General features: G+C 69.1%; 18 protein-coding genes. 7 read left to right on the forward strand and 11 right to left on the reverse strand.

What is annotated here, in order from left to right:
* Window positions 1-54: 54 nt before the first annotated feature.
* Together PSR88_RS25705 and PSR88_RS25710 are read left to right on the forward strand one after the other, a co-directional pair.
* Window positions 55-2,355, forward strand: coding sequence for an ATP-dependent DNA ligase (locus PSR88_RS25705; RefSeq protein ID WP_016881067.1), 2,301 nt, complete (start codon window positions 55-57; stop codon window positions 2,353-2,355).
* Entirely contained in the window at window positions 2,355-2,951 is a 597-nt protein-coding gene (locus PSR88_RS25710) for a hypothetical protein (protein WP_011597301.1), read from the forward strand. The genes PSR88_RS25705 and PSR88_RS25710 overlap by 1 nt, the downstream gene beginning before the upstream one ends.
* On the opposite strand, the gene PSR88_RS25715 is transcribed toward PSR88_RS25710, so the two are convergent.
* The gene (locus PSR88_RS25715; RefSeq protein WP_011597302.1) at window positions 2,901-3,167 is read right to left on the reverse strand and encodes a hypothetical protein; all 267 of its coding nucleotides are present in this window, start codon (window positions 3,165-3,167) and stop codon (window positions 2,901-2,903) included. The two genes, PSR88_RS25710 and PSR88_RS25715, sit on opposite strands and share 51 nt — an antisense overlap.
* Window positions 3,168-3,188: 21 nt before the next feature.
* Window positions 3,189-3,719 carry a hypothetical protein gene (locus PSR88_RS25720; protein ID WP_009478088.1) on the reverse strand — a complete coding sequence of 177 codons (531 nt, stop codon included), beginning with the start codon at window positions 3,717-3,719 and terminating at the stop codon, window positions 3,189-3,191.
* A gap of 258 nt (window positions 3,720-3,977) precedes the next feature.
* Here PSR88_RS25720 and PSR88_RS25725 point away from each other — a divergent pair, with 258 nt between their 5' ends.
* The 3 genes from PSR88_RS25725 (at window position 3,978) to PSR88_RS25735 (ending at window position 7,231) form a co-directional block, all read left to right on the forward strand.
* Complete coding sequence (locus PSR88_RS25725; RefSeq protein ID WP_011597304.1) at window positions 3,978-4,664, forward strand: response regulator transcription factor; 687 nt, start codon at window positions 3,978-3,980, stop codon at window positions 4,662-4,664.
* A 23-nt stretch (window positions 4,665-4,687) separates the two neighbouring features.
* Window positions 4,688-5,665: a sensor histidine kinase gene (locus PSR88_RS25730; RefSeq protein WP_011597305.1), complete on the forward strand. Its 978-nt coding sequence runs from the start codon at window positions 4,688-4,690 to the stop codon at window positions 5,663-5,665.
* Window positions 5,666-5,743: 78 nt separating this feature from the next.
* Window positions 5,744-7,231 (forward strand): DUF4153 domain-containing protein, encoded by a 1,488-nt coding sequence (locus PSR88_RS25735; RefSeq protein WP_029538408.1) that lies wholly within the window; start codon window positions 5,744-5,746, stop codon window positions 7,229-7,231.
* A gap of 102 nt (window positions 7,232-7,333) precedes the next feature.
* On the opposite strand, the gene PSR88_RS25740 is transcribed toward PSR88_RS25735, so the two are convergent.
* The 3 genes from PSR88_RS25740 to PSR88_RS25750 are packed head-to-tail and all read right to left on the reverse strand — an operon-like array spanning window position 7,334 to window position 9,039.
* Window positions 7,334-7,516: a hypothetical protein gene (locus PSR88_RS25740; RefSeq protein ID WP_025431930.1), complete on the reverse strand. Its 183-nt coding sequence runs from the start codon at window positions 7,514-7,516 to the stop codon at window positions 7,334-7,336.
* Between the two features lie 27 nt (window positions 7,517-7,543).
* Window positions 7,544-8,350 (reverse strand): ABC transporter ATP-binding protein, encoded by an 807-nt coding sequence (locus PSR88_RS25745; protein WP_016881069.1) that lies wholly within the window; start codon window positions 8,348-8,350, stop codon window positions 7,544-7,546.
* On the reverse strand, window positions 8,347-9,039 hold the full coding sequence (locus tag PSR88_RS25750; RefSeq protein ID WP_011597307.1) for a FadR/GntR family transcriptional regulator: 693 nt from the start codon (window positions 9,037-9,039) through the stop codon (window positions 8,347-8,349). The genes PSR88_RS25745 and PSR88_RS25750 overlap by 4 nt, the downstream gene beginning before the upstream one ends.
* A gap of 94 nt (window positions 9,040-9,133) precedes the next feature.
* Between PSR88_RS25750 and PSR88_RS25755 the strand changes: the two genes are divergently transcribed.
* Window positions 9,134-9,595: a PPOX class F420-dependent oxidoreductase gene (locus PSR88_RS25755; RefSeq protein WP_009478095.1), complete on the forward strand. Its 462-nt coding sequence runs from the start codon at window positions 9,134-9,136 to the stop codon at window positions 9,593-9,595.
* A gap of 11 nt (window positions 9,596-9,606) precedes the next feature.
* Here PSR88_RS25755 and PSR88_RS25760 read toward each other — a convergent pair whose 3' ends face one another.
* Genes PSR88_RS25760 through PSR88_RS25785 form a run of 6 tightly spaced genes read right to left on the reverse strand, consistent with a single transcriptional unit; the run spans window position 9,607 to window position 16,395 of the window.
* The gene (locus tag PSR88_RS25760) at window positions 9,607-10,749 is read right to left on the reverse strand and encodes a CaiB/BaiF CoA transferase family protein (protein WP_016881070.1); all 1,143 of its coding nucleotides are present in this window, start codon (window positions 10,747-10,749) and stop codon (window positions 9,607-9,609) included.
* Window positions 10,746-12,959, reverse strand: coding sequence for an acyl-CoA dehydrogenase (locus tag PSR88_RS25765; protein WP_029538414.1), 2,214 nt, complete (start codon window positions 12,957-12,959; stop codon window positions 10,746-10,748). The genes PSR88_RS25760 and PSR88_RS25765 overlap by 4 nt, the downstream gene beginning before the upstream one ends.
* Before the next feature lie 11 nt (window positions 12,960-12,970).
* On the reverse strand, window positions 12,971-13,840 hold the full coding sequence (locus PSR88_RS25770; protein WP_009478098.1) for an SDR family oxidoreductase: 870 nt from the start codon (window positions 13,838-13,840) through the stop codon (window positions 12,971-12,973).
* Between the two features lie 10 nt (window positions 13,841-13,850).
* On the reverse strand, window positions 13,851-14,726 hold the full coding sequence (locus PSR88_RS25775) for a MaoC/PaaZ C-terminal domain-containing protein (RefSeq protein ID WP_016881072.1): 876 nt from the start codon (window positions 14,724-14,726) through the stop codon (window positions 13,851-13,853).
* A 5-nt stretch (window positions 14,727-14,731) separates the two neighbouring features.
* Window positions 14,732-15,163, reverse strand: a complete 432-nt coding sequence (locus PSR88_RS25780) for an SRPBCC family protein (protein ID WP_005243970.1) — start codon at window positions 15,161-15,163, stop codon at window positions 14,732-14,734.
* A gap of 47 nt (window positions 15,164-15,210) precedes the next feature.
* A complete protein-coding gene (locus PSR88_RS25785) occupies window positions 15,211-16,395 on the reverse strand; it encodes a lipid-transfer protein (RefSeq protein WP_011597311.1) in 1,185 nt (394 codons plus the stop codon).
* Window positions 16,396-16,499: 104 nt separating this feature from the next.
* Between PSR88_RS25785 and PSR88_RS25790 the strand changes: the two genes are divergently transcribed.
* Window positions 16,500-17,195 carry a TetR/AcrR family transcriptional regulator gene (locus PSR88_RS25790; RefSeq protein WP_029538415.1) on the forward strand — a complete coding sequence of 232 codons (696 nt, stop codon included), beginning with the start codon at window positions 16,500-16,502 and terminating at the stop codon, window positions 17,193-17,195.
* The last annotated feature ends 23 nt before the right edge of the window (window positions 17,196-17,218 follow it).

Genomic DNA, 17,218 nt, shown 5'->3' on the forward strand with positions numbered 1-17,218 from the left:
TGCCTGGCGGGTGGCGATCCGGCCAGCGAAGCGGCCGCGCGGCGCACAATATGTATGTATCGGCGGAGGGAGGCGCGTGTGGCCACTGCGGGAACCCGGCAACTGACGGTCGACGGACATCGCCTGTCCCTGACCAATCTCGGCAAGGTCCTCTACCCGGAATCGGAAACGACGAAGGGCGAGGTCATCGACTATTACACGCGGATCGCCCCCGCCATGCTCCCGCACGTCGTCGACCGCCCCGCCACCCGTAAACGCTGGCCCAACGGGGTGGACAGCGAGCCGTTCTTCGAGAAGAACCTCGCGGCCTCCGCACCGGCGTGGTTGGAGCGCCGTGCACTCGAGCACTCGGATCGGTCGGTGCACTATCCGCTCCTGAACTCGGTCGCGGCCCTGGCGTGGGCGGGGCAGCAGGCCGCACTCGAACTGCACGTGCCGCAGTGGCGGTTCGACGGACCACATCGGGGTCCCGCCACCCGGATCGTCTTCGACCTCGACCCCGGTCCCGGTGTGGGCCTGGTCGAATGCGCGGAGGTGGCACGGGCCGTGCGCGACCTGGTCGCGAACCTCGGCTGGACCGCGTACCCGGTCACCAGCGGCAGCAAGGGTATTCATCTGTACGTGCCGCTCGACCGGAAGCTGGACGGTTCGGGCGCGTCGACCGTCGCGAAGCAGGTGGCGACGGGACTGGAGAAGCTGCGGCCCGAACTCGTCACCGCCACCATGGCCAAGGCGGTGCGCGCGGGAAAGGTCTTCGTCGACTGGAGCCAGAACAATCCGTCCAAGACCACCATCGCGCCGTATTCGCTGCGGGGGCGCGCCCAGCCGTATGTCGCGGCGCCGCGGAGCTGGGACGAACTCGACGACCCCGACCTACGGCAGCTGCGGTTCGAGGAAGTGCTCGAACGGTGGGAGTCGGACGGCGACCTGCTCGCCGGACTCGATCCGCCGATCGAGAACGACGCCACCCTCGCCGAGTACCGCCGCAAGCGTGATCCCGGACGGACACCCGAGCCGATGCCGGACACGGTGCAGCCAGGGGAGGGCAACAGCTTCGTCATCCAGGAACATCACGCCCGGCGTCTCCACTACGATCTGCGGCTCGAACGCGAGGGGGTGCTCGTGTCGTGGGCGGTGCCGAAGAACGTGCCGACGACGACGGGGGAGAACCGGCTCGCGGTGCACACCGAGGATCACCCGCTCGAATACCTCACGTTCTCCGGGACCATCCCGAAGGGCGAGTACGGCGGCGGCGAGATGGCCATCTGGGACACGGGAACGTATGACACCGAGAAGTGGCGGGACGACGAGGTGATCGTCCAGTTGCACGGCGAGCAGGTGGAGGGCCGGTTCGCGCTGATCCGCACGAAGGGCGACCAGTGGCTGATGCATCTGATGAAGGATCAGACCCCGGGTGGGTCGCACACGTCCGAACTGCCGCGGGGACTGTCGCCGATGCTCGCGAGCCCCGGCACCCTCGACGGACTGGACGCCGACGAGTGGGCGTTCGAAGGAAAGTGGGACGGGATCAGGGTGATCGCCGAGATCAGTGGCGGCGAGCTGAAGCTGACGAGCCGGGCGGGCAACGACAAGACTCGCGACTACGCCCGATTGGGTTGGCTGGCAGACGCTCTCGGCGACCACGAGGTGGTCCTCGACGGTGAAGTGGTCGCGTTCGACGACCGGGGTGTCGCGAACTTCGGCCTCCTGCAGCAGGGCAACGAGCCGCACTTCCTCGCGTTCGACGTGCTGTATCTCGACGGAGTGTCGTTGTTACGCAAGAAGTACACCGACCGGCGCCGCGTCCTCGAAGCCCTGGCGGCCAAGGTGGACGACCTGGTCGTTCCGCCGCAACTGCACGGGTCCGCGCAGGACGCTCTGGACGAGAGCCGCGGCAAGGGCTGGGAAGGTGTCGTGGCCAAACGCCGCGAGTCCGTGTACTTGCCGGGCAAGCGGGGGTCGAGCTGGATCAAGGTGAAGAACTGGCGCACACAGGAAGCCGTGATCGGCGGGTGGCGCCGGGGTCAGGGCGGGCGGTCCACGGGAATCGGGTCGGTCCTGCTCGGCGTTCCCGAGGACGGTGGGCTGCGCTACATCGGGCGCGTCGGAACCGGCTTCACCGAACGGGATCTGCAGGAACTCGCATCTACCCTGGGGCCGCTGGAAACAGACACCAGTCCGTTCGTCGAAGACCTGCCCACCGCCGACCGCAAGGGGGCCGTGTGGGTCACCCCGACACTGGTGGCGGAGGTGCGGTTCATGGATTGGACCGGCTCGAAGAGACTGCGGCACCCCAGCTGGCGTGGGCTCAGGGACGACAAGGCACCCGAGGACGTCGAAGTGGAGGTCTCGTGATGACCGGTATCCGATTCCAGTCGACCCCGGAGAACGAGATCCCCGTCTCCGTGCCGGTCGGCACCGTGCTGGCCCGCACCGAGTCGCTCGTGCTGTGGCTGACCGACGTTCACGTGTACAGCTGTGGTGTCGAATTCACGATCCAGGCACGCAGACCCGAGTCCACGGTGCTGCTCGACATGTTCGGCTTCGGCAAACCCGCGTCGGCGAAGAGCAGCGGGCCGTTTCTGTTCGGAATCGAGTACGCGGACGGCAGTGTGTTCACGAACCTTCCCGGCGCTCGCATGACCGACGGCCTGCACGGCGGGGCAGGGCGCGGCGGACCGCTCACCGCGGACAAGACGTATTTTCTCCAGCCGCTCCCGCCGCCGAAACGCTGGTCGATGATCACGGCGTGGCCCTACTTCGGGGTTCCGGAATCTCGGACCGACCTCGATTCCGCCGTCTTCGCCGAAGCCGCCGAGCGGGTGGAGACACTGTGGCCGGAACCGGTTCACGCGCTCGTCGAGGCACCGGACGGTCGACAGCAGCCGCCGGAACTCGAGTTACCGCCAGGGGGCTGGTTCGAATGGGCCGGCCGACGCGGTGTCGAATGACCCGGGCGGTTCCTGTGTCGGGGTGTGCAGCGCCGGGGGTGTGAAGACCGGTAGGGGCGCGGACGTCGTGTCCTCGTCCTGGTGCCGCTCGGAGACACTCACCTCGGCGGTCGGTGACGCCGTGCCGCCGGCGACGGCGATCCCGGCGGCTCCGACGACCGAGAGGACGAAGGCCGCGCCCCCGCCGATCGCGATACGGGTCTTGGTGTGGGACATGGTGTGGATTTCCTCCGGTGATCAGGGGCCGACGACGGTTCCGCCGTCGACGGGGCCGACTCCGCCGGGCGACTGCGGGGCCGCGGGCGGGGCAGGCTTCGGGCCGCCGCCGACGGGGAACGGATTGGTTTCGGGTTCGAGAACGCCCGGCTCGACCTGGCCCGGTCCTTCGAACGGACCCTTCGGCGGGTGAACAGGGTCGACGACGACGGGCGGGTCGACGACGACGGGCGGGTCCACCACGACGGGAGGCTGGGCGATGGGCGGCTGGGCGATGGGCTGCGGGACAACCGGCGGCTGGGCGATCGGTGCTCGGACGATGGGCGGTGCCGCCACGACGGGCGGAACGACACCCGGTCCCGGCGCAACCGTTTCGGTGTCTGCCGGGTAGCCGGGCGCCGAGTACCCGGGATTCACCGAGTAGCCGGGGTCTGCGACGACGATCCGACTCGGGGCCGGCGCGATCGCCGGAGCCGGCTGCTGCTGCGAGACGGCCCCCTCCGAACTCGGGGTCGGAGCCCCGTCGGTATGTCCACCGGCAAGAACGATCACTGCGGCTCCTGCGAGGGAGAACGTGAGGGCGGCGGTTGCGCCGATCGCGATGCGAGTTGCGGTGTGGACGATGGGATGCCTCCGGTGGTTTGGGGTGTCTAGCTGGGCTGATAGACCAAGCTTGCGCCGGGCGCGAGCCTTTCGACAGGCACCCCAGGGTGCGCATCTCCCACCCCGCGGCGGAACCGCGGGCAAACCTGCACAGAATCTTCACAAGCTCTGACGGGGATCCGCACGTGCGCCCAATACAGTCGGGGAATGGGCCAGCGAAGAGTGCTCGTCGTCGACGACGAGGCGACGATCCGCGAGGCGGTCGCGGCGCGGTTGCGGGCGGAAGGCTTCGACGTCGTGACGGCGTCGGACGGTCCCTCCGCCGTCGCTGAGTGCGAGGCCTCGTCGCCCGACGTTCTGGTACTGGACGTGATGCTGCCGGGATACGACGGCCTAGAGGTGTGCCGGCGCGTCCAGGCGTCGCGGCCGGTGCCGGTGCTGATGCTCACCGCGCGCGCCGACGAAACGGACATGCTGATCGGTCTCGGCGTGGGTGCCGACGACTACCTGAGCAAGCCGTTCAGCATGCGGGTGCTGGTGGCGCGGGTGCACGCGCTGCTGCGGCGGGCCGATCGTGCCCAGGAGACCGTGCCGGCCGAGCGGGACGGACTGTCCGTCGGCGACATCGAGGTGGACCTCGTGGAGCGTCGTGTCCGGCGCGGCGTCGACGAAATTCATCTGACGCGAACCGAATTCGACCTGCTTGCGTACTTCGCCTCCCGGCCGCGCGCGGCGATCGCGCGGGAGTCGCTCCTCGCGGAGGTGTGGGGGTGGGGTGACGGGGCGGGTAGCCGGACCGTCGACAGTCACGTGAAGGCGTTGCGCCGAAAACTCGGCGGCGACCTGATCCGCACCGTGCACGGCGTCGGCTATGCCCTGGACGTGCAGCGGTGAGCGCGGGCCGGATCCTGGACAGGATGCCCCGACCTCTCGACCCGCTGCGATCGTTCAAGGTGAAGACCGGTCTTCTCGTCGTGGCCGCGTTGTTCTTCGCTTCGCTGACGTTCTGGGTGACCGCTCGCTGGCCGTTCCGATACGCGCTGGTCCTGGCGTTGCTGGTGTCGTTGGCCGTGACCCAGATCCTCGCGCACGGCATGACGTCTCCGCTCCGCGCGATGACCGCCGCGGCCCGCGCGATGGCGACCGGCGACTATTCACGCCGGGTGCGGTCGACGTCGCGGGACGAGATCGGCGAGCTGGCTCGCGCGTTCAACCAGATGGCGGAGGACCTCGAGGCCGCCGACCGGTATCGCCGCGAACTCATCGGCAACGTCTCACACGAACTCCGTACACCGATCTCCGCTCTGCAGGCACTCCTCGAGAACATCGTCGACGGGGTGGAGGAACCCGACCCCGCCCGGATGCGGGTGGCGCTCGACCAGACCGAGCGGCTCGGCCGCCTCGTCGCCGAGTTGCTGGACCTGTCGAGGGTGGAAGGCGGTGCGGTGCAACTCGAACGGGAGAACTTTCCGGTCCGTGAGTTCCTCGAGGACGTGGTGCGGCAGTCGGAGGACCCGCGGCGACCGCGGCAGGTGATCGTCGACGTGCAGCCGCCGCACCTGCGCGCCGACGCGGACACCGCACGCTTGCATCAGGTGGTGACGAATCTCGTGGACAACGCGTTTCGGCACGGCCCGGCGCGCACCCGGGTGGTCGTCCGTGCCAGACCGGACGCGGGCGGCGTGATCATCGAGGTGGAGGACGACGGCCCCGGTATCGCGCCCGGCGAGCGGTCGCGGGTGTTCGAGCGGTTCACCCGCGGCGGCTCCACCGACGGTGGGACCGGCCTCGGACTCGCCATCGCCCGCTGGGCGGTGGATCTCCACGACGGCCGCATCGAGGTCGTCGACACGGCCGAAGGCTGCTGTATCCGGGTGAGTCTGCCCGCCGCCTGACTACCGATCCACAACCGGGACGCGACGTCCCGCGATGACGCCTGCCTTCATCCGGCAGCGACAACCAGGGAGGGAACCATGACCATCGCACCCCCACAACCCGCCGCGCCCCCGTCGGGCGACTTCTGGCCGAGACGTGCCTGGCGCCGCGACCGGACGTCGATGGCTCCACGGCCGATAGTCCTCGCGGCCTTGGCGGCAGGCGTGGTCGCGGCGTTGACGCTGCAGGTCACGGTGGTCGGCCTCGGCTACGTCGTCACCGGCGCCGCGGTTGCCGTCGCGGTGTTCGCGACGCGCAGGACGATGCCGACGGCTGTTCAGTCCGTCGCGATCCTCGGTGCCCTCGCCCTGCTGGCCGTGCTCAGCGTCCGCGGTGCGGGGTGGCTGGCCGCGGTCTGTGTGGCGCTGAGCTGGGTGGTCGGGTCGTTCGCCCTCGTCGGCGGACGCACGTGGACGGGGTTGGCGGCCGGGTCGTTCGCGTTGTGGTTCACACCGCTGCGGGTGGCGCGGTGGACGCGTCGAGGTGTGAGGCGGTGGCATTCGAGCGGGAAGGTGCCGGTGGGTAGGGCTCTCGGTGTCGCGGCCGTGACGGCCGTGCTGCTCCTGGTCTTCGGTTCGCTGTTCGTCGGCGCGGACGCGGGTTTCGCCGACTTGCTCGGCAGAGCCGCACCGACCGTCCACGTGTCGAATCCGGTCGGGCGGTTCGTGCTCGGCGTCCTGGTGTGCGGGGGAACGCTGGGGGCCGCGTACCTGCTGAGGCGGACGCCCCGCGTCGACGCACTCGCCCCCGGGCCGGGGCGTCCGGTTGCCCGGTGGGAGTGGGCGTTTCCGCTCGCACTGCTGGATCTGTTGTTCCTCGGGTTCGTCGCGGTGCAGTTGACGGTGCTGTTCGGTGGGAGCACGCACGTGCTGACCACGGCAGACCTGACGTACGCCGAGTACGCGCGACAGGGCTTCTGGCAGTTGCTGGCGGTGACCGCGCTGACACTGGTGGTGATCGCCGTCGCGGTCCGGAAGGCGGCGCGAGTGGAGGTGGTGGATCGCATCCTCGTGCGCGTGCTGCTGGGATTGCTCTGCGTGTTGACGCTCGTCATCGTGGCCTCGGCGATCCACCGGATGTCGCTGTACGAGAACCAGTACGGGTACACGCGGCTGCGGGTGACCGTGACGGTGACGGAACTGTGGCTGGGGTTGGTGTTCGTGTTGCTGATCGCGGCAGGCGTCCGGTTGTCGGGGCGGTGGTTGCCGCGTGCCGTCCTGGCATCCGCGGTGGGTGGGGTGCTCCTGCTCGCCGCGATCGATCCGGACGCGTACGTCGCCAGGAAGAACGTGGAGCGGTTCGGCGAGACCGGGCGGATCGACGTGAGCTACCTCGATTCGCTGTCCGTCGACGCCGTCCCCGCTCTGGATCGGCTGCCCGAACCGGAACGGTCGTGCGCCCTGTACCGACTCGACCGGCAGGTGAGGGGAGAGTCGCAATGGTACGAGTACAACGCGGCACGCAGCCGCGCGAAGGATCTGATGGCCGCGCATCCCGTCGGCTCGTGTGAGCGGGCGGGGTCGTAGCGGTTCTCGCGCGGTTTGCCGGCGGATTTGCCGGAGTCACAGGCAATTGCGTGGGAACCGGGCCAATGGCCGTGCGGCTGTGGCGCGCCGAGCGCTACCCACTCACGACCGGTCGCGGAACGTCATGACGAAGCCGGCCATGGCGGCGAGCACGGCCAGGACGTAGACCGGCACCTGCACCCAGACGGGTGCGGTGCGGTTCACGATCATCGCCGCCGCCAGTGCGACGACGATGAGCACCACACCGTAGAACGGGGTGCGCTGAGGGTGGTCGCCTCGTGCCATACCCACCAGTGTGCACCGCGTCGGCGGTTATCCGACCGTCTCGGGCACCCGCGTCTGCGCGACCCACCGCCCGCGTTGCCGGGTGATCTCGATCGGGTGGTCGAAGCATTCGCTGATGGTGTCGGTGGTGAGGACGTCCGTGACGGGGCCCTGTGCGATCACCCGGCCGTCGCGGATGAGGACGGCGTGGGTGGTGGTGGTCGGGATTTCCTCGAGGTGGTGGGTGACGAGGATGCTGGCGAGGCTCGGGTACGTTTCGCGCAATTCGTCGAGTGCCGTGAGGAGTTGTTCTCGCGCAGCCAGATCCAGGCCGGTGGCGGGCTCGTCGAGCAGGAGGAGTTGCGGCTCGGCCATGAGGGCTCGCGCGATCAGGGCGCGTCCGCGTTCGCCCTGGGACAGGTTGGGCCACAGGGCGTCCGCGTGCTTCTGCATGCCGAGGGACGCGATGAGTTCGTCGGCGCGGGCGACCTGGCCGGCGGTCGGTGCCCACCTCGGCACGAACTCGGGTGTGTTGGTGAGACCGGTGAGCACGACGTCGCGCACCGTCAGCGGCGCGTCGATCCGGTGTCGCGGGTTCACGTGCCCGATGTGGGCGCGCAACTCCCGCATGTCGACCCGGCCCAGCTGATGGCCGAGGACGTGGACGCTGCCGTGGGTCGGATGAGCAAAGGCGCCGAGCATGCTCAGCAGCGTGCTCTTGCCCGCACCGTTCGCGCCGAGCAGCACCCAGTGCTGTCCGCGTTCGATGTGGAGGGTGATGTCGCTGAGCAGATATCGCCCGCTCCGCACGAGGTCGACGTGGTCGGTGCTGACGACCGAGTTGGGGGTGGTCACTGATGTTCGCCTTTCCGCAGAATCGACATGGTCGGATCGAGGTTGGCGGCGGTGGCGGCGACAGCCGCCCCGGCATCGCCTGCTTCCAGCGCGCGCACCAGGTCGTCGTGCGCGCAGCTGGTGTCGGGTCTGCCCGGTTCGTGGTCGACGAGTTCGGCGAGCGCGTCGACGAGCAGCGGCCGGATCGAATCGAACAGGGCGGACAGGATCGAGTTGCCTGCGATCTCCAGGATCGCGGCGTGGAAGTCGAGGTCGGCCGCGACGAAGACGGCGGTCGACTCGGTGGTGCTGTCGTGCCGGGCCGACAGCTGCTCTCGCAGTCGCCGCAGATCCTCGGGGCGTGCGCGTTCCGCGGCGAGTCGGGCGGCCTCGATCTCGAGGGCTCGCCGCACCTCGTAGACCTCGAGCAGGCGGGCGCGGCGCAGCAGCTTCCCGAGTCCCGCACCGCCCGTGGGTGGTTTCGCGACGAACGTGCCGACGCCGTGCCGCACGTCGAGCAGGCCGTCGCGGGCGAGCAGCCGGACCGCCTCGCGCACGGAGGAGCGGCCGACACCGAGTTCGGTGGCCAGTTCGGCCTCGCTGGGGATGCGGCTGCCGAGGGCCCACTTGCCGTCACGGATCCAGGCGGTGAGGAGTTCCTCGAGCTGGGGTACCAGCGGTCCGCTGCGGAGGGTGTGACGTCCGGCCATTCGGCGACGCTAGCACAGTCCTCAGACGTCTGAGGACTGTGGTGGAGCCTATGGTGAACCGGAGAGAACCAACGCAGCAGAGGAGAGGTGCACCATGGCCATCGCCACCGCAGACCGTGTCACGCGGGAAGAGTTGCTCGACTTCGTCCGGCCCCGCCATCGCAGCGTGCTGATCACCCGGAAGCGCTCCGGCGGCCTGCAGATCTCCCCGGTCACGTCGGGACTCGACTCGGAAGGGCGGATCGTCGTCTCCACCTACCCGCAGCGCGCCAAGGCCGCGAACGTGCGACACGACCCCGCCGTGAGCGTCTGCGTGCTCTCCGACGAGTTCAACGGCGCTTACGTGCAGATCGACGGAACGGCCGAGGTACTGGACATGCCCGACGCACTCGAGCCGCTGGTGGAGTACTTCCGCGGCATCTCCGGTGAGCATCCCGACTGGGACGAGTACCGGGACGCCATGCGGAAGCAGAACAAGAGCCTCATCCGGATCACCATCGACGAGTGGGGACCCATCGCGACCGGTGGCTTCCCGCCGGACGCCGATCGCGGATAGGTCCCCGTCACCTACTCGACGGCACCCGCCGAGCGCAGCTGCTCGATGCGCGACGGGTCGTAACCGGCCTGCGCGAGGATCGCATCGGTGTCCTGCCCGGGCCGCGGGGCCGGCCGGGGAACGGGCGCCGGGGTGCGGCTGAAGCGCGGTGCCGGTGCGGGCTGGCGGATGCCACCCACCTCGACGAACGTCTCCCGTTCCTTGTTGTGGGGGTGCTCGTGCGCCTCCCACGGCGACAGGACGGGCGACACGCACGCGTCGGAATCGGCGAAGAGTGCCGCCCAGTCGTCCCGCGGCCGGGTCGCGAACACCTCGGCGAGGCGCTTCTTCAGTTCCGGTGCCGCATCGAGGTCGTACTGCAACGGCAGATCCTCGCCGCTCAACCCCAGCACGTCGAGGAGTTCACCGTAGAAGTGCGGTTCGACGCACCCGACCGCCACGTGCAGACCGTCGGCGCACTCGTAGGTGTCGTAGAACGCGGCGGCCCCGTCGAGGACGTTCCGCTCCCGACCCTCCTGCCACAGACCGGCGGCGTTCATGCCGTGGACGAACGCCGTCAGCAGGGCCGCGCCGTCGACCATCGACGCGTCCACCACCTGTCCGCGGCCCGACCGGGAACGCTCGTGCAGCGCGGCCAGGATCCCCATCGTCAACATCAGGCCGCCACCGCCGAAGTCGCCCAACAGGTTCAGCGGCGGCACCGGCCGCTCGCCGGCGCGCCCGACGGGTTCGAGCGCGCCCGCGAGCGCGATGTAGTTGATGTCGTGCCCGGCCCGCGGTGCGAGGGGTCCTTCCTGGCCCCAGCCGGTCATGCGCCCGTAGATCAGTCCGGGGTTGCGGGACAGGCAGTCGTCGGGGCCGATGCCCAGGCGTTCCGCGACGCCGGGACGGAAACCCTCGACGAGGATGTCGGCTGCTTCGACGAGTGTCAGGACGGCCTCCAGCCCCTCCGGAGTCCGCAGGTTCACGGCGATCGATCGTCGTCCGCGGTCGAGTACACCCGACGGCGCCATCAGCCCGCTGCCGCCGTCACCCGCCCGCTCGACGCGGATCACGTCCGCGCCGAGGTCGGCGAGGATCATGCACCCGAACGGGGCGGGCGCGAGGCTCGCAATCTCGACGACGGTCAGCCCGCTCAGCGGTCCGCCGGTCACGACACCCCCTGCGCGTCGCGGGGCAGTCCGAGCATGCGTTCCCCGATCACGTTGAGCTGCACCTCGGTGGTGCCGCCGTAGATGGTGGTGGCGCGGCCGGCGATCAACTGCTCCATCGCCTTGTCGCTCGGCTCCCCGGGAATGCTGACGGCGCCCGCCGCCCCCAGTTCGGCGACGACGAACTCGGCGATCGACTGTCCGAGCCCCATGCCCAGCAGCTTCCCGACGCTGGACGTGGTGCTCACGTCCGCCCCCGACAGTTGCTTCAGCACGATCCGTGCGCCGATCAGATCGATTGCCTGGCTCTCGGCAACCAGTTCGCCGACGCGGAAGCGTGCCAGCGGGCCGAGGTCGCGGCCGCGGGCGAACTGCAGCAGATCCTTGTCGGTGGCGTAGGCCTCCATCTTCTGGCTCAGGGCCACCCGCTCGCCCGCGAGGGTCGTGCGGGCCACGTTCCAGCCGTCGTTCACGTTCCCGACCACGTTCTCGTCCGGGATGAACACGTCGTCGAGGAAGACCTCGTTGAACAGGGCCGACCCGGTCATCTCGCGCAGCGGCCGGACGGTCACCCCCGGCGTGGACATGTCCAGCACGAAGTACGTGATGCCCTCGTGTTTCGGCCTGGACTGGTCGGTGCGGGCGATCAGCATCGCCCAGTCGGAGAACTGTGCCACCGTGGTCCAGATCTTCTGGCCGGTCACCGTCCAGCCGCCGTCGACCTTCTCGGCCTTCGTCGTCAGCGACGCCAGGTCGGAACCAGCCCCCGGTTCGCTGAACAGCTGGCACCACACGAGATCTCCGCGCAGCGTGGGGACGGCGAGATCCCGCTTCTGCGCGTCCGTGCCGTGGGCGACGACGGCCTGCACCGCCCAGCCGCCCATCAGCAGCTGCGGCATCGGGATTCCGGCGGCCTTGATCTCCTGGGCGATGACGATCTGCTCGAGCGGGGACGCGCTGCGCCCGTATGGCTTCGGCAGGTGCGGCTGCACCCATCCGCCGTCGCCGAGTGCGATCAGCTGGTCGTCCTCGTCGAGGCCCACCAGCGTGGCGAGTTCCGCCCGCACCTCGGCGCGGATCGCCTCGGCTTCGCCCGGCAGTTCCAGTTCGGAGGTGCGGGCGATGCCTGCGAGGGACTGGTCGGCAACCCGAGTGGCCCGCTCCTCCCGGGTGCCGAGGAGCCCCCGGATGGCCAGCGCCCGGCGGTAGAACAGGTGCGCGTCGTGCTCCCAGGTGAATCCGATGCCGCCGTGGACCTGGATGCAGTCCTGTGCGCACTGCACCGCGGCGTCGGGAACGACGACGGCGGCGATGTCCGCGGCGAAATCGGCGGTGTCGTCGCCGTTGTCGAGAGCGGAGGCGGCATCCCACAGCACCGCGCGCGCCTTCTCCAGTGCGATGCCCATGTGGGCGCACTTGTGCTTGACGCCCTGGAACTGGCCGATCGGACGCCCGAACTGCACCCGCGTCTTCGCGTACTCGGATGCGGTGGACACGCACCACGACATCACACCGATCGCCTCCGCACCGAGAACGACGGTGGCGACGGACCGGACGCGCTGCGCGCTCAGACCGTCGAGGATCCGGTCGGCGCCCACGTGCACGGCGTCGACCGTGATCCGTGCCGAACCGCGGAGCACGTCGATGCCGTCCTGCACCGTCACGGTGACGTCCGCCGAATCGACGACGGCCCAGCGGACGTCGTCGCCGACGGTGATCGGGAGTAGCAGGATGTCGGCGTGTTCGCCGCCGAGAACCGCGTCCGCGACCCCGGTGACGCGGTATCCGCCTTCGCGCGCCGACGCATCGAGTGGGCGGCCCAACGCGACTGCGGCGGTGTGTGATCCGTCGAGAAGACCCGGCATCACCTCGATGCCGACCTTGGAATCCGCGGCCGCCACGAGCGCGGCGGACAGCGCGGTCGGGACGAACGGACCCGGAGCGGCCGTCCGGCCCAGCGCTTCGAGAGCCACCGCCAACGTGAGGAGCCCGGCGCCGTGACCGCCCTTGTCCTCGGGGATGTGCAGTCCCAGCAGGTCCTGACTGACGAGTGCATCCCAGAACGGCGGGAACTTGTCCTCGCTGGTGGACTCGACCGCGGTCCGGACATGATCGGAGGTGATGGTGCGTTCGGCGAAAGCGCGGACCGAGTCGGCGAGGGCCCGGTGTTCCTCGGTCAGCCCGAGCCCGAGCTCGTACGTGTTCTTGGCCATGTCGGGGCCCTTCAGCCGAGCCGGTCGGCGAGGTCGGCGACGGTCCACGGGCCGTCGCTCTCGATGGTCGTGACGTCGTGCCAGCCGGCGAGCTCGGAGATGGCACCGCCCTGCACGGCGAACACCTTGCCGGTGATCTTGCAGTTCGCGTCGGCGAGACGCGCGACGAGCGGAGAGATGTTGGCGGGGCTGAACGCGTCGAACTCGCCCTCCGGCACCTCCTCGGCGAACAGCGCGCCCATACCCGGGGTGGCCAGGGTGAGCCGGGTGCGGGCGATCGGGGCGATCGCGTTGACCCGGACGCCGTAGCGTTCGAGCTCGTCCGCGGCGACCAGGGTGAGTGCGGCGATGCCGGCCTTCGCGGCGCCGTAGTTGCCCTGGCCCGCATTGGGCATGAACGTGCCCGACGCCGACGCAGTGTTGATCACGGACGCGTTCACGGTCTCACCCGCCTTGGTCTGGGCCTTCCAGTACGCCGCCGCGTGGCGGAGAGTGGCGGCGTGTCCCTTGAGGTGCACGGCGATGACGGCGTCCCACTGGCTTTCGGTCATGCCCGCGATGAAGGCGTCCCGCAGGATGCCCGCGTTGTTGACGAGGACGTCGAGGCGGCCGAATTCGCTCACCGCTTGGTCGACGAGTCCTTCGGCGCCGTCCCAGGACGCGACGTTGTCGGTGTTCGCGACTGCCCTGCCGCCCGCGGCGACGATCTCGTCGACGACCTGCTGCGCCGGGCCCGCGTCCTCGCCGGTGCCGTCGTTCGCGCCGCCGAGGTCGTTGACGACCACGGCAGCGCCCTCACGCGCGAAGAGCAGTGCGTGCTCCCGGCCGATTCCGCGTCCGGCGCCGGTGACGATGGCCACCCGTCCGTCGAGTGTTCCCATGTGTGTACTCCTAGGTTTCTGTGTCCGCGATGACGGCGAGGCCGTCCTTGATGACGAGTGCGTCGCCGACGGTGGTCTCGTAGGCGTACGACGTCGCCCCGCCCGTGGACTCGGCGACCTGCCGGAACTGCGTGGCGATGTCCTGACCGGGCAGAACGGGTTTCGCGAACCGCACCGCGAGCCGGCGGAGCCGTTCGACCCTGCCGTCGGCGAGTTCGGTGAGCGCCGCCCACGACGTGAACGCCATGGTGCACAGGCCGTGGTTGATGATTCCGGGAAGTCCGGACATCCGGGCGATCTCGTCGTCCAGGTGGATCGGCATCGGATCACCGGAGGCGGGCGAGTACCGGAACGTCTGGTCGTCGTCGATGTGCTGGGTGATCGACGCGACCGGGGCCTGTCCGCGCAGGGACTCGTCGAACCGGTGCGCGGGTGCCCGCTCGCCGAGTCCGGCTCCCGCGTCGACCTTCCGGAAGAACGCGGTCATCCACTGCTCGTTGACCAGTTCGCCGTCGTCCGTGGTGGTTTCGACGTAGACGACGACGGTGGAGCCGTTCTCCCGGCCCTCGAATCCGATCGGCTTCGCGCGAACCACGAGGGCGTCGCCGGGACGGATCGGACGGTGGAAGTGGAAATCCTGCTCCCCGTGCACGAGTTTCATGAGCAGTTCGACCGGGGCGACGGACAGTGCCGCCGGTGCCATCGACGTGAACGCGGGGACCACGGCGAACACCGGTGGCGCCACCTCGCCGGCGAGGTGGCGTGCGATGGGATCGTTGGTGGCCGCGGCATAGTCGGCGATGCGCTCGGCGGTGACCTCGAACCGCTGCGGATCGGTCCACTCGCCGAGGCCTCCCGTGTCGAATTCGACTGTGGGGGTGGTCATGCGGATCAGCCCACCATGTCGGCGAACCCCGCCAGGGACGCCTCCAGATCCGCCTTGGCGTTCTTGGCGACGGCCTTGCCGATGGGGCCGACGATCATCGTGCCGGTGAAGCTCGCGTCGATGATCGCCGTGGATCCGGCGCCGTCCGGCTCGACCTTCAGCGTGAATTCGACGGTGACCCCCGCCATGCCGGTGCCGGAGATCTTCACCATCTCGGGCACCTGCACCTCGGTGACGGTCCACTCGATCTTGTTGGCCATGCCCATCACGGAGACGACCTCGGTGAACTTCGATCCGAGTGCCACCTCGGCGGGGATCTCGCTCTTCCACGACTGGTGGATGGTGAGCCACTCCTCCCAGCGGGACAGGTTGGAGAGCGCGTCCCACGCCTTGTCGGGGGAGGCGGGCAGGGACGCTGCGACGGAAACGGAAGCCATGGTGTACTCCTGGTGCTCGACGTGAAAGGAATTGTGGGAGAGAAGAATCAGAGTGCGCGGTAGGCGGTGACGACGACGGCGCCACCGAGGCCGATGTTGTGCTGGAGGGCGACCGCGGCGCCGTCGACCTGGCGCTTGTCGGCCGTGCCGCGGAGTTGCCAGGTGAGTTCGCTGCACTGGGCGAGTCCAGTGGCGCCGAGCGGGTGCCCCTTGGAGATGAGACCACCGGACGGGTTGACCACCCAGCGCCCGCCGTACGTGGTGTCGTCGTTGTCGACGAGTTTGCCGCCCTCGCCCTCGCCGCACAGGCCGAGCGCCTCGTAGGTCAGCAGTTCGTTGGTGGAGAAGCAGTCGTGGAGTTCGATGACGTCGATGTCGTCCGGTCCGATGCCCGCCTGTTCGTACACGCGGGCCGCGGCCGTGCGGGTCATGTCCGCGCCGACCAGGCTGATCGCGCTCCGGTTTTCGAACGTGCTCGGGAGGTCGGTGACCATGGACTGGCCGACGATCTCCACGGCCTGCCCGGCGAGGTCGTGCTTGTCGACGAACTCCTCGCTCACGACGACGACGGCACCGGAGCCGTCGGAGGTGGGGGAGCACTGCAGTTTGGTGAGGGGCCCGTAGATCGGCTTCGAGCCGAGGATCTCGTCGAGCGTGTACTCGTCCTGGAACTGGGCGTACGGGTTGTTCTGTGAGTGGCGATGGTTCTTCACGCCGATCTTGGCGAACTGTTTCGCCGTGGTCCCGAAGCGTTCCATGTGTTCCTTGCCCGCGGCGCCGAACATGTAAGGGGCAGGCGGCATCGCGAACTCCTGAAGTTCGGCGAGCGCGAGGAGATGGCGCATCATCGGCTGTTCCCGGTCGTCGTACGTGGACCCGAGCGAACCGGCCTGCATCTTCTCGAAGCCCAGCGCGAGCGCGCAGTCGACCTGACCGCTCCGGACGGCCTGCGTGGCGAGGAAGAGCGCGGTCGACCCCGTCGAACAGTTGTTGTTGACGTTCACGATGGGAATGCCGGTGAGGCCGAGTTCGTAGACGGCCCGCTGTCCCGACGTCGATTCGCCGTACACATATCCGACGTACGCCTGCTCCACGAGCCCGTACTCGATTCCGGCGTCCGCGAGTGCCCTGCCGCCGGCCTCGCGCGCCATGTCGGGGTAGTCCCACTCGCGTGCACCCGGTTTCTCGAACTTCGTCATCCCGACGCCGACGACGAACACCCTGTTACCCATTGCGGCTCCCTAGAGTCCGGAGAAATGTGTGTGTGACACCCTGTCCCACCAAAGTATGTGAGACAGTATGTCCAGTCAACAGTCGGATGGGTAACGTGTGCGTGATGCCGGACAAAGTGGAAACCGCCGCGTCGCCCCAGGGCGACGGCCGCGCCACGCGCTGGGAGGACCACAAGGCGGAACGCCGAAGCCGGATTCTCGAAGCCGCGATGGACGCCATCAACGAGGACGGCCCCGACGTGGGCGTCCAGCAGATCGCCAACCGCGCCGACGTGCCGCGGTCGGTGGTCTACCGGATCTTCACCGATCGCGGCGACCTCGACGAGCAGCTGCGCGGACGTATCATCGAACGACTGATGACGGACCTCGCGCCCACGTTGACACCGGAGGGGACCGTGGGCGAGGCGATCGCCCGCGCGGTCGAGACGTACCTGCGGTGGATCGTGGAATATCCACGGCTCCACCAATTCCTCGGCACCGGATCGCCGAGCAGGCGCACGACCGGCTCGCGTGTGGTGACCGGAACGAAGACCGCGATCGCACTTCAGCTGTCGGGTCTGCTCGCGACGGTCCTCGACTCGGTGGCCGGCAATTCGGATCTCGCCGAGTCGCTGGCCTTCGGGTTGGTGGGACTCGTGGATGCCAGCGTCAACCGGTGGCTGAGCAACCCGCAGTCGGCGCTCGGCAGCGACGAGCTGGCCGAGTTCCTCGAGGTGTCGATCTGGCAAGTGCTGCACGGCAATCTGGCGCGGATCGGCGTCACCATCGACCCGTCGACCCCGGTGTCGGAACTGCAGTAGTCCGCTGGGCCTGGCCAGCTACC

It is taken from the genome of Rhodococcus sp. DK176, from assembly GCF_038447315.2.
Lineage (GTDB): Bacteria > Actinomycetota > Actinomycetes > Mycobacteriales > Mycobacteriaceae > Rhodococcus_F > Rhodococcus_F jostii_A.